Below are 13,353 nucleotides of genomic sequence, written 5' to 3' on the forward strand. Positions count from 1 at the left end.
GAGAAAAGGGCCTGTCCCCGGATGTTGACTGTAATGGTCCATCCTTCTCGGGAAGCACTCGCTTTATTTCCCCGGATAAGCCAACATCCGGGGACAGGCCCCTTTCTCCACGCAGTTACTTGAAGATTTAGCTTTCCTACCGAAAGGTGCCAGTCCCCTCTCAAAATCCCCATTTACCAAAGATGGCCGTGAATCGTAACCAAATTCTTAATCGAAGTTTCATTTTTAATCTAAAATCTAAAGATTCCTGCATGTAAATTTAACAAAATGAATATATTTTCACTTTTTTCTCATGCCCATTCCGTTAAAATAGTGTTATCTTTCATAATCAGCATCTACAGCAGTAGTATTCAAGGCATGGAACCACCTGGAAAATAACCCGGACCAATGGGAGAAACTCGCATGGAGGAGAAGATGAACTATCTGAAATTGACCGAACCTTATCTGAATCTGATCTTTGCCTATGAAAAAGACAAAGAGGTAACCTTGCTGTATGCAGGGATCAATAACCGGGAGCCGGATCGGGCATATAAAGGCTGCCGCATCGTGGATGTCATGACACCGGGACTCCCGAACTATTCTTTCCGGGGGGCGAAGAACTATTATGATACACCTCAGCTGCATTTCTGTTATCAGTCCCATGAAATTCTGGACAGGACCACAGGGAAAGAACTGCGGTTTTTTCAGAAATGCGGGGACTTAACCGTAGTGACCACCTTCACACTATATGAAGGCATACCCGTATTCCGGTGCAGCAGTGAGATTGTGAATCACGGATCGGCTCCCCTGACGCTGGAGGGGATCAGTTCCCTGCAGTATGGATTTCCAATAGAGGAAAATAATGAAAATGCTGTGGATCAGCTGATCCTCTATGAGCCTCATAATACCTGGTCGGAGGAATGCAGGTGGGTGACACAGAGCCTGCGGTCGGCAGGGCTGGAAGCCTATGGAAATTTAAGTTACGACCGGGTGCATATTTCCAACAGCAGCGGCTTATCCTGCGGGGAACATCTGCCCATGGGGGGACTGACGCATACCAATGGCGAATCGGCCGTATGGCAGATTGAATCCAACGGGGCCTGGGCGTGGGAGGCTGGAATCGCGGCGAAGGATTACCGGGGGCCGCTTCTGGAGAATCCGTGTATGAATTCCTTTTACCTGCAGTTAAGCGGACCGAGACTGGAAGAGAATCATTGGAGAATCAGGCTGAATCCTGGCGAGACCTTCCAAAGCGTATCCGCAGCCATGGCTTTTGGAAAACAAAACGTAGAGGAAGCGCTGGCGCACCTGACAAAATACCGTCGCAGAATCCGCCGGCCGCATATAGATTATGAGCGGCTGCCGGTTATTTTCAATGATTATATGAACTGTTTCATGGGCGACTCCACGACCGGGAGGCTGCTGCCCCTGATCAGTCAGGCGGCAAATGTGGGATGTGAAGTTTTCGTAATAGACTGCGGCTGGTATGATGCAGGTGACTGGCAGTATACCTTTGGTGATTTCAGACCATCGAAAGAACGGTATCCCAACGGGCTGCAGGAGGTGGTACATAAAATCCGCCGGTGCAATATGATACCGGGAATCTGGCTGGAACTGGAAGCTTTCGGTGTGGACTGCAGTCTTGCAGGCCAGATGCCAAAGGATTGGCTTTTTCAACGGGATGGCCATCCTGTCATTGATTCCGGCAGGTATCAGCTGGATTTTCGGAATGAGCAGGTTGCGGCCAGGGCCACACAGATTATCCGGGACATGGTAGGGAACTACGGGTTCGGCTATATTAAACTGGATTATAATATGTGCAGCGGGCCTGGCACCGATTATCAGTCGTTCAGCCTTGGAGACGGGCTTCTGGGGCACAACCGGGCTTATCTGGAATGGCTGGATTCCATTCAGGCGGAGTATCCGGATCTGATCCTGGAAAATTGCGGCAGCGGGGGCCTGCGGATGGATTATGCTATGCTGTCACGTATGAGTATCCAATCCTTAAGCGACCAGGAGGATTTTCATAAGATGGCCGTCATCGCAGCCAACAGCGCGTCGGCAGTGGCCCCGGAGCAGTGCGGAATCTGGTCTTATCCCGGGAAAGCTTCAGATGCGGAAGATACGGTATTTAATATGGTAAATAGTATGCTCTTCCGAATCCACATGGGAGGCCGCCTGGATGAGCTGGCCCCGGTGTGCAGGCAGCTGGTGGCGGAGGCTGTCACTTGTTATAAAGGCTACCGGAAAGAGATAACGAAGGCGGTTCCCCACTGGCCGCTGGGCTTGCATAAGTGGGACGCCCCCTGGCTGTGCTGCTGTCTGGAGAGCGGGGAGGCATATTATATAGCGGTATGGCGTTTACATGGTTCGCAGAAGGAGACTGCCGTTTCGCTGGCTTTTGTACAGGATCAAGTGGAACTGCCTGAAATGTGGTATCCCTCCTTTGCTGAGGATACAACGGAGTGGAACCCTGATACGAAAGAATTGAAGATAACACTGGAGCGGCCTTACAGTGCCAGACTGCTGAGAATGAAAAAAGGCGCACTCAATTCTGTATCCCAATCAAGATCGTAACCACCGTCCCATGCGGCTCTGCCCGTTCCACGGTCAGTGCCTGATCCTCCTTCAGCAGATAATTTAACCGCCACCTGATGTTAGCCAGCCCGATGTGGTTTCCCCGCGAGGCCTCATCCTCTTCCTGCCGGTCCGCTTCCAGACATAATTTCCGGTAATTCTCCATATCGATACCTACCCCATTATCTTCGATGCGGATTACAAGTTGATCCGCATCTGTTTTTTTATAAACCTGGATCCTGATAAAGGGTTCCTCATCCCAGTCAGAGAGATCCTCGGACAAAAATCCATGCAGCAGTGCGTTTTCAACGATGGGCTGGATGATATGTTTGGGAATCTTCCATTTCAGCACGTCTTCGGCCACTTCCCAGAACACCCGGATCTGATCCGCATACCGGCAGGATTGAATCGTCATGTATTGCTTGACCACATCGATTTCCTGCTCTACCGTGTCAAAGACAGAGATGTCATTGATCCGCAGGCTGTCCTTGAGAATCCGGATCAGAGCGTTATTCAACACGACGATATCTTCGTTTCTGCCCTTTCTGGCCAGATAATTGATCGTATTCATGGTGTTATAGATAAAGTGAGGGTTTATCTGAGAGATCAGCAGACCATACTTCATCTGCTGTTTTGTTTTTTCATTTTCCAGCAGCCTTCGGATATGCTTTTGCAGCTCCAGGGCCATCTGGTTAAATGCATGGCTCAGATCCTCGATCTCATCGCCGGTCCGGATATCCACCAGCGCCTCTTCGCCGTCCGGCACTTTCTTCATGTGCAGGGAGAGGACTTCCAGCGGTTCGATGATATTCCGGATCAGTGGATTCAGAATAAAGCTGGCCAGCAGGACAACGAACAGGACGGATAGGATCAGAATGATAAAGATCGGGAAAAAGTTCCCCAGCAGTTCATGATAAGGCACATACGCAATGAATTTCCAACGGGTCACTTCACTGATATGTGTGATATAGATTCCGCTTCCGCGGTTCAGGATAAAATCCTCCTGTAACCGGTATCTGGCGCTGTGATCCAGTACCGGAGCGTAGTCAAAAGCGGCTTCCCCGCTGCTGGAATAAAAGGGCTGGTTCCAGGTATCCAGCCAGACATAGTGGCGGAAGGTCTTGTCTGCGGTCTGAATCAGCTGGATCAGACTGTCCGCCCGGAAAGTCAGAATGATTTTTCCATACAATCCAGACATGGATTCCAGAGGGGCGCAGAACGTGAAATTGTCCTGGCCGTCAGGGGAGAAGAACTTCAGATAATTCTTTTTCTCCTGTTTTTGATACCAGTCGGAGCACAGGATGCTGTCGATGTCGGAATCGTTGATAAAAACCGAGCGGAACACCCTTCCGTCGTCCAGAAGCAGGACGATATCCTGTATGGAGGCGCTCATTCCGGCCAGTTCCGTGAGCTGGTTTGAAATCAGGTTTTCATAGTAGGATGAATCTTTTGGTATCTGCGTAAAATCTGTATTCTGAACGGGTTCTGCATACAGCGAAGGTTCCGCTTCCCGAGCAAGATCATACTCTTTAATCAGCGAGAGCAGACGTTTGTCCGTAGTGATCCAGCCGGCGTATTGGATTACACTTTTGCAGCTGTCATTCATCTGGTCGACGATCTGGTCCGAGATGACGTTCATGTTATAGACGGAATTTTTAACATAATTCCAGGAGAAGAGGAAAATTAACGGAATGCTGATGGTGAGTATGGCTAAAATGACCAGGATGTTGGTTCGGCGTTTCAGCTTCTGTCCAATTTTGGATCTTGTATTCATACCGGTTCTCCCTTCCTTTCATAAGCGGATCTGTTCTTATAATCAATAGGCTTGATCCTCTTCAGCTTATAAAAGACCTGGCTGAAGTACTGGGAAGAGGAATAACCCACCATCTCAGCCACGCGGTAGATCTTCAGATCCTCCTTTTCCAGTATTTTACAGGACTGTTCGATGCGGTATCTGGTAAGGTAATCCCATACAGTGAAGCCGGTATCCTGTTTGAATACCCGTCCCAGATGGGTGGTGCTTAAGCCCGCTTCATCGGCGATCTGCTGTACCGACAGATGCTCGTCGGCATAATAATCGGAAATAAACTGAATCGCCTTCTGAGTTTCTCTCGTCCGCTTATGCTTTTTCAAGCGGCAGATCTTTTCAAGCTGAGACAGGGTCCAGTCGTGAACGGAACGGGCATTTACCAGGTCGGAGTCCTTTAAATCATCCGGCTCCACGGACAGACTGTGGAAAATACAGGAAAAATAGACCTGTGTATATTCAGACAAACCCAGATAGTTATGCTGGGAAAGGAGATTCTCAAAAAAATCTTCCGTAAAGGACAGCAGCTGATCCGGGTTTTCTTCCAGAAGCGAGTGGATTCTTGACTCCGACAGCCCGGTCCTGGTATTTGTGATGAACAGATCCGGATCATCCAGGGAACGGATCTGCCTGTTTTCCAGAAAATACCGGGCCCGCAAGGTTTTCTGACGGCAGAAATAATCCTGGTGCAGCTTTTCAAGCGGCTGTACCCGGGGCTGATAGAAGAACGAGAAACTCTCCGCTATATGATCGGTAAAATAACGGTGCAAAGCCTGAGTGAAACAGTAGACAGACTGATGAAGATACGCCCCGGAATTAGAGGGCGGTACCTGAAGCAGCATAACCAGTTTATTATTGTAAGCCTGAAATACATACAGATTTTCTGCATGTGTATCATTGAAATTTTCACACAGAACCTGGGCATCCGCCAGGCGTTTCGTTATGGGATACCGTTCCTGCAGCCCGTGGTCCTCCACCCAGGGAAACAGAATATCCGGGGCGATGACCAGATAGGAGTATCTGTCCGGTAAGACGGACAGGACGCCTTCGGGAATGGCAGCTTTACTGTCCAGAAAAGCGTGGTGCAGGTTTTTCTGGATATAGGTGTAATTGAGCCGGAGGTCCGACAGATAGTTATCCCTTATTTCGATCAGCTTCGCGGTCAGACTGTCCGATGTGATCTCATCCTTCATCAGGTAATCTTCCACACCCAGCCGGAAGGCCTGTTTCATATAATCGATTTCCGCGTAGGCGGTCAGCAGCAGGAACCGCATGTGAGGCTGGCTGCTGCGGATCTGCCGGATCAGTTCGATACCATTCATGCCGGGCATACTGATGTCTGTGATAATGATATCCAGCTTTTCCCGGCCGGCGATACCAAGCGCCTGCTTTCCATTATGGGCGGTGCCTGCGATGTGATATCCCAGGGCTTCCCAGTCCACCATGAGTTTCAGATCCTCGATTGCCAGATATTCATCGTCCACTAATAAAACCTGCAGGCTGTCCATAAGCGTTTCCCTCTTTCTGGTGTCGAAATATGTCATATAGCAACTTTATATTATAGTAGCACAGCCGGAATTTATGGTAAATATCCGAACCCGAACATGATGGGATAGTAAACAAAAAGGTCGGATATTTTATTATTTTACATGGGACTGGTTGCTATACTTGATTTACAAAGGCGTTGAAGCTTCGAAAGGGAGGGAAAACAATGGAGGATAAGGTGATCTTGTCGGTTTCGAATATAACGAAAACCTTCGGAATCGTCAAAGCCCTCAATCAGGTGAGCATCGATTTCCGGTCAGGTGAGATACACGGGCTGATCGGGGAAAACGGCTCCGGGAAATCTACGATGGCATCTGTCATCACCGGTGTCTACAGGGCGGAGGATGGAACCATGACCCTGGATGGGCAGCCGTACCAGCCGGAATCGGTACTGGATGCTGCGGGACAGGGGATCTGTATGATCGTCCAGGAGATGGGCACCATCGATGGAATCAGTGTGGCGGCCAATGTGTTCGCCGGGAAGGAAAATCTGTTCGCCCATATGGGGATCGTCCGGAAGAAGGAAATGATCCGGGCAGCGCAGATTATCCTGGACGAGATCGGAGCCTGCGATATCCGGGCAGAGAATCCGATCGACGGGGAGTCCTTCGAAAACCGAAAGATTGTGGAGATCGCCAGGGCCATGTACGAAGAGGTGAAGGTGATGATCGTGGACGAAACCACGACTGCGCTGTCCCAGAAGGGACGCAGGATCCTGTACCGGCTGATGAACCGGTTAAGGGAGGAGGGGAAAACCATCATTTTCATATCGCATGATCTGGATGAACTGACACAGCTCTGTGATTCCGTGACCATACTGCGGGACGGGAATTTTGTCCGGGATCTGAGAAAAGAGGAGATTACGCCGGATATCATGAGAAAGCTGATGGTCGGCCGGGACGTGCAGGACGATTACTACCGGACAGACCAGCAGAAGGCCCTGACGGATCAGGTGGTGCTGGAGGTGGAACATGTCAGCAGCAGCCTGCTCAAGGATATCAGCCTGAACTTAAAGAAGGGGGAAATCCTGGGGATCGGCGGCCTGACGGACTGTGGTATGCATGAATTGGGGAAAGTCATCTTCGGCATCCAGCAGCCGAAGAAGGGAAATGTATACGCAGGGGAGAAACGGACCCGAATCCGCAATCCCAGAACGGCGATCCGCCAAAAGATCGGTTATGTGTCCAAGAACCGGGATCAGGAGTCGGTTATGAAGCTGTCCAACATACGGGACAATATCTGTCTGCCGTCCTATGACAAGATTAAAAAAGGATGCTATGTGTCGCCTAAGGCCGAAGAAGAACTGGCCGGCAGGGAGAGCAATAAGCTGAGCATTAAGATGAGTTCCCTGGACCAGCTGTGCATCCAGTTAAGCGGCGGCAACAAACAGAAAGTGGCGCTGGCCAAATGGCTGGGTAATGATTCGGATCTGCTGATCCTGGACTGCCCGACCCGGGGAATCGATGTGGGAGTCAAAGCGGCGATCTATCAGCTGATGAACCAGTATAAGCAGTCGGGAAAATCGATCCTGATGATATCCGAGGAGCTGCAGGAATTAATCGGCATGAGTGACCGGATACTGATCCTGAAGGACGGAGCGCTTTCAGGCACCTTTGACAGAAGCCCGGATCTTACGGAAAATGATCTGATACAATATATGATTTAACAGGAGGGATGGCAAGTGGCTCAGGTAAAAGCACCGGTTCTGGTGAAGCCAAAGAAAAAGCTTACGGACCGGATCAATATAAGGGACTTTATACCGTTTATCGGGCTGATCCTGATTGTTCTGTTTTTTCAGGTCATCAGCGAGGGAACCTTATTATCTATTAAGAATATGAAATTGATATTGAACCAGTCTTTCGCACTGGTGATCGGAACCGTATCCTGCTCCTTCATTGTGGCGCAGGGTGACGTGGACTTCTCCATGGGTTCCATGGTGGGGATTACGGCGGTCTGCGCTGCCTGGACGGCCCAGGTGATGCCGGTCCTTGCGCTGCCGGTCGCAATGGCGGTGGGACTCATATTTGGAATGGCCAACGGTCTGCTGTATGTAAAATTCCATATTCCGTCGTTTGTAGTTACGTTAAGTACTCTGTTGGTCCTAAGGGGGCTTACGATCTTTATCTCGGGAGGCGGGTCGGTCAGCGTACCATTTTCCATGTACATTTATGATAATTCCGGGTTAAAATTGATCGTAGTGCTGGTGGTAATCGCAATCGCCTGCTTTGCGTTTAATTACACGAAGGTGGGTAAGTTCTGTAAGGCAGTTGGGTCCGGCGCGGAAGCGGCTTTCCAGTCCGGGGTCCCGGTCAGCAAGATGCGGATATTCGGTTACGCTTTGTCGGCTACCATGTGCGGGCTGTGCGGTTTCTTTAACATGGTGAGAGCCGGGTCAGCTGCTACGAATACGGGGAACCTGTTTGAGACCGATGTGCTGATCGCGCTGGTGCTGGGGGGGATGCCTTTGTCAGGGGGCGCTTCTTCTAAGATCCGGTGCGCCGTGATCGGCAGCTTAATTCTGGCGGTGCTGGCTAACGGGCTGGTATTCTGGAATATTAACGAGAAGCTTCAGCAGGGGATTAAGGGCGTGGTATTTCTGGTGGCGGTCTGGCTGACGTTTGATAAGCGGAACGCGCAGGTGATTAAATAGGATTTTTGTTCAGGATTTGATACTTTAGGGAAAATTATCTTCTTAGAAAGGGAAGGTTGCGGTATGAGAAAGTTAACAGCGGTGTTTATGGTTTTGATTCTTTCGTTTGCTATGGCGTTGACTGGGTGTTCAGGGAAGAGCGCGGAGAAGGAAGCGAATCCGGATGGACAGAGTGTTCAGGCGGCTTCGGAGGCTGGGAAGCTTCCCGAGAAGTTTAAGATCGGCGTGGTGATCTGGTCTACGGTGGATGATCTGGGAAAGGCCAGTGCGGATATGCTGAATTTTGCCTCGGAAGTACTGGGGTGTGAGATGGTCTATAATACGGATATTTCGTCCCCGGAGACCCAGATTACGGCTACGGAGAATCTGATCGCGGCGGGATGTGACGCGGTGGCGATCTGTAATTATAGTGATGATATTCTGCCTAAGATCGCCAGGATCTGCGAGGAGAACGAGGTGTATTTTACACTGATCTGGAGGAGCATCGCGGACCCGGAAGTGAAGGAGATCGTGGAGAGCAGTGAATATTATCTGGGGAATACCTGTGAGGATGAGGAAGAGATCGGTTACCGGATGGGAAAGACCCTGTATGATAAGGGCAGCCGCAATATCGGCGTAATTACGATGGAAAAAGGGGATACCACAGCGGACGCCAGAGATAGAGGATTTGATAAGGCGTGCCAGGAGCTGGGTATGAACCGGATCAGTGAGGTGCGGAATAATACACTGACGGCGGCGGAGACCACGAAGGCGGTGGAGAATTTCCTGGCATCTTTCCCGGAACTGGACGGCATCTTTATTACCGGAGGAAGTAATACGATTCTGGAAGGCGTGATACAGGCACTGGCTCTGCATAATAAGACGGGTGAGGTAAAGGTTGCCTGCGTGGACTTTATCTCTGACCTGGATAAGTATCTGGAGGAGGGAGCTATCGATGCGATATCGGGCGGACATTTTGTGGACCCTCTGTTCTCCTATATGCTGATGGTGAATAAGCTGGCGGGAACGCCGTTGTCGGATCAGTGCGAGACGTTGAACCTGAATTTTGTCAATTTGACTTCTCCGGAAGATGCGGTGAATTATTATCAATATGTTGAGGGTGAGAGTTTTCCCTATAATGAAGAGGAAATCCGGGACATGGTGAAGTATTTTAACCCGGATATGACGATCGATAAGCTGAAGGAGACCGCCGGCAGTTATAGTGTGGATGACGTGGTGGCCAGACACAGCGCAGGCGGCCAGGCGGGTACTGATTCTGACAGTCAGGCAGACGACGGATCTGAGAACAATGCGGAATAGATCCGCGGATGAGGAAGTGAGCATATGAAGAAGAAATTGAAACTGCAAAATCTGATCGTTCCGATTGCCATGCCATTGATCGTATTTCTGATTTTCTTTGTGTGCCAGCCTGACCGCTTTGGAACACCAACCGGAATTATGATTATGCTGCAGCAGTCGATTATTAACTCTGTGATCGGGTTTGGGCTTTGTTATAATCTGGTCATCGATACATGGGATTTCAGCTCGGGGGCGCAGCTGGTCCTGGCCGGACTTCTGGGGGCGTTTGCCGCACAGTATTTTGGAATCGCGGGGCTGATCGTGGTTACGGTTCTGGCCTCGGTGCTGCTGGGAACATTGACAGGAACGATCTATTCCGTATTTAAGATTCCCTCCATAATCGTGACGATCGGACTGATGCTGGTGTATGAGTCCGCCGGGACCCTGTTTAACGGGGGAGCCAGTATAACGATTCCGGCTTCGATCGGATTCCTGGGCAAGTCGCCGTATATCTTTGGTGTGGGGATTCTGGCATATCTACTGGCCTATGTATTGTATCATCACACGAAGTTCGGATATAATGTGCGGGCGGTTGGAAATGGTGAAATGATTGCGAAAAGTATTGGGATTAAAACGATGAACGTCAGGTTTCTGTGCTTTGTGATCTGCGGGATTTTCGTGGGCATCGCCAGTATTCTGCAGGTCAGCTATGGCGGCGCCATCGCCCCCAAGGGCGGGATGAATACGATGTCCATGGTGTTCCCTCCGTTTATGGGCGTGTTTATCGGGCAATATCTGGAGCGCTATTGTGACATTATGCTGGGCGTGTTTTTGGGCGTGTTCAGCATGACCATGATCAATTCCGGACTGATCGCCATGGGACTGCCGGGAACACTGCAGCAGGTGGTAACCGGATTGTTTATGATCCTGTTTATGGCAATCAGTATCAATAAAGACAAACTGACCTTTCGGAAGAGGAAAGAGGCCGTATGATGATAGTCGGAACTGCATATTATCCGGAGCACTGGCCCAGAGAACGCTGGGAGACCGACGCCAGGCTGATGGAAGAGCTGGGGATTCAGGCTGTGCGGATGGGGGAATTCGGCTGGTCGGTGATGGAACCAGAGCCCGGAAACTATGATTTCAGCCTGTATGAGGAAGCGATGGAGGTATTGGGAAAGCACGGGATCAGAACGGTCCTGTGCACGCCCACTGCCACCCCTCCCCGCTGGGTCTGTGTAAGACTGCCGGATCTGTACCGGGTGGACCGGGACGGACATGTGCTGGGATTCGGAAGCCGCAGGCATTATTGCTATAACCATCCGAAGTACCAGGAGTATTCCCGTGAGATCATACAGAAGATGGCGGAACACTTCCGGGGAAATCCTCTGGTTATCGGCTGGCAGATCGATAATGAACTGGGCTGTGAGGATGAGGTGCGCTGTTACTGTGAAAATTGCCGGGCTGCTTTTGTACGGTGGCTTAAGCGGAAGTACAGTAAGCTTGAGAATCTGAACCAAAGCTGGGGAACGGTATTCTGGAGCCAGACTTATACGGACTGGGACCAGATCGTTCTGCCTGCCAGGACGGTGACGGACTCCTACAGCCGCCATACTCATAATCCGGGATTACTGCTGGATTACGCAAGATTTTCATCCGATTCACTGATCAGTTATGCCCGGATGGAGTGCGATACGCTTCGGGCTGTCACGGATCTGCCTGTGGTCCATAATATCGTATCGGAATACTGCGACAATTATAAGCTGGCAAAAATGCTGGATTACGCCGGATATGACGCCTATCCCCGTTCGGAATGGGACTGCAATTCCATGGCGAAGATCGGCTTCTGCTATGAATTGACCAGAGGCTATAAGCGCAGACCGTTCTGGATACTGGAACAGCAGAGCGGCCCTTGCGGATGGAATATACTGGGGAATACGCCTGCTCCCGGACAGCTGCGGCTGTGGAGTCTGTGCGGAGCGGCCCATGGCGCACAGAGTCTGTTCTATTTCCGCTGGAGAAGCTGCCTGTTCGGGGCGGAACAGTATTGGTATGGGATACTGGATCATGACGGGATTCCCAGGCGGAGATATCGGGAGATTCAGGAGACGATCCGGGAACTCCGGGAACAGGAGAGATTCCTGGGGATGGAGACGGATTATGAAGCGTTGGTAGTCTGCGATTATGATAATAAATTTGTCCATGAGTTCCAAAGGCATCATGACAAGTTCGATTACCGGGAACAGGTGACAGCCTGGTATGAAGGATTCGGACGAAATGGAATCGCCGCCGCGGTTTCGGACGGATCGGCACCATTTCATGAGTATCCGGTGGTCGCGGTGCCGTATCTGAGCCTGGCCTCGGAGGAATTCAGCAGGAAATGTGAAACGTACGCGGAAAAAGGCGGTACGCTGGTACTGACCATGCTGTGCGGGGAACGGACCGGGGAGAACCGTATGACGGATCAGACCCTGCCGGGAGTGTTCCGGGAGATGGCCTCTGTAAAGGTGCAGGAATTTGACACGATTTATGATGAAAGTATTCCGATTTTGAGAGTAGACGGGAAAAGGACCCAGGAAAACGACGGGAAAACACAGTCAAAGCAGAGTACAGGTGGTGTAGTTGGCAGAGCCAGGATGCGGTGCGAGGTGTTGGAGCCTGTTTGTGCAAAGAGCCTGTGTTTGTATGGGGGCGGATATTTTGAGGGCAGTACCGCGGTGTCCTGGAACCGTTATGGCCAGGGAAATGTGATCTATGCTGGCTGCGATCTGGAAGATTACTCGGAAGTAGTCAAAATGATTCTTCAGATCGCCGGTATTACCCCGCGGAGGCTGCCGGCAGATGTGGAATATGTTCCGAAGCGGGGAGAACAGGGACGTTATGGAATATTTCTAAACCATAGCGGCGCTGATGTTGATGTTGAACTGAATGAGGCTTACGCAGCTGAGCTGGAGACGCAGAGGAATATCGTGATTCCCGGTTATGGGATGCGCGTCGAGAGGCTGGGACCTGGGACAGGAGGAGCTTAGTATTCTAATCAATTAATATCAATGTAATTACTATCAATTAAAAATGCAATTACTATCAATTAAAAAGGGTACTTGAAAAAATCAAGTACCCTGTGTATAATTTACTTAGAAGTAATCAAAAGACATTGGCGGTCTGATGATTGCACTTCGGATTACAATGTGATTTTTAGTTACACGCTATCCTCTATTGGCCGTAGAGGATAGCTATTTTTTATTCCGATGGTTGTCTATGTAAGCAAGTGCGGTGAAAATCACCAGCACCAATGTCAACACTTCAAGCGTGTTCATGCTCCAATTCCTCCTCCGTTTATTTCCGAAGGAAACCACCAGACTATCCTCTGACTTCTGTTCAATTATACATTAATATTCTAACATGATGAAAAATCTAATTCAATGATCACATAGTATATTTGTTATATAGTGTATTTTAACCAGAGCTATTTTAAACTATTTTAATCAGATATTAGATAACATAAAATTAAATCCTA

8 protein-coding genes are annotated in these 13,353 nt (G+C 50.0%); 6 read left to right on the plus strand and 2 right to left on the minus strand.

The window, feature by feature from the left end:
* The first annotated feature begins 402 nt into the window (after positions 1–402).
* Positions 403–2,556, plus strand: a complete 2,154-nt coding sequence (locus ABC831_RS09165) for an alpha-galactosidase (RefSeq protein WP_343247843.1) — start codon at positions 403–405, stop codon at positions 2,554–2,556.
* On the opposite strand, the gene ABC831_RS09170 is transcribed toward ABC831_RS09165, so the two are convergent.
* A complete protein-coding gene (locus tag ABC831_RS09170; RefSeq protein ID WP_343247844.1) occupies positions 2,528–4,330 on the minus strand; it encodes a sensor histidine kinase in 1,803 nt (600 codons plus the stop codon). The genes ABC831_RS09165 and ABC831_RS09170 overlap by 29 nt on opposite strands.
* A complete protein-coding gene (locus tag ABC831_RS09175; protein ID WP_343247845.1) occupies positions 4,327–5,907 on the minus strand; it encodes a response regulator transcription factor in 1,581 nt (526 codons plus the stop codon). The genes ABC831_RS09170 and ABC831_RS09175 overlap by 4 nt, the downstream gene beginning before the upstream one ends.
* Positions 5,908–6,074: 167 nt before the next feature.
* Here ABC831_RS09175 and ABC831_RS09180 point away from each other — a divergent pair, with 167 nt between their 5' ends.
* The 5 genes from ABC831_RS09180 (at position 6,075) to ABC831_RS09200 (ending at position 12,865) form a co-directional block, all read left to right on the plus strand.
* A complete protein-coding gene (locus ABC831_RS09180; RefSeq protein WP_343247846.1) occupies positions 6,075–7,574 on the plus strand; it encodes a sugar ABC transporter ATP-binding protein in 1,500 nt (499 codons plus the stop codon).
* 15 nt (positions 7,575–7,589) lie between these two features.
* Positions 7,590–8,558: an ABC transporter permease gene (locus ABC831_RS09185; protein WP_343247847.1), complete on the plus strand. Its 969-nt coding sequence runs from the start codon at positions 7,590–7,592 to the stop codon at positions 8,556–8,558.
* 63 nt (positions 8,559–8,621) lie between these two features.
* Complete coding sequence (locus tag ABC831_RS09190) at positions 8,622–9,857, plus strand: sugar ABC transporter substrate-binding protein (RefSeq protein WP_343247848.1); 1,236 nt, start codon at positions 8,622–8,624, stop codon at positions 9,855–9,857.
* Positions 9,858–9,881: 24 nt separating this feature from the next.
* Positions 9,882–10,829: an ABC transporter permease gene (locus ABC831_RS09195; protein WP_343247849.1), complete on the plus strand. Its 948-nt coding sequence runs from the start codon at positions 9,882–9,884 to the stop codon at positions 10,827–10,829.
* On the plus strand, positions 10,826–12,865 hold the full coding sequence (locus ABC831_RS09200) for a beta-galactosidase (RefSeq protein ID WP_343247850.1): 2,040 nt from the start codon (positions 10,826–10,828) through the stop codon (positions 12,863–12,865). The genes ABC831_RS09195 and ABC831_RS09200 overlap by 4 nt, the downstream gene beginning before the upstream one ends.
* Positions 12,866–13,353: the final 488 nt, after the last annotated feature.

Origin of the sequence: Diplocloster hominis (assembly GCF_032380655.1) — a bacterium.
GTDB classification, from domain to species: Bacteria; Bacillota; Clostridia; order Lachnospirales; family Lachnospiraceae; genus Diplocloster; species Diplocloster hominis.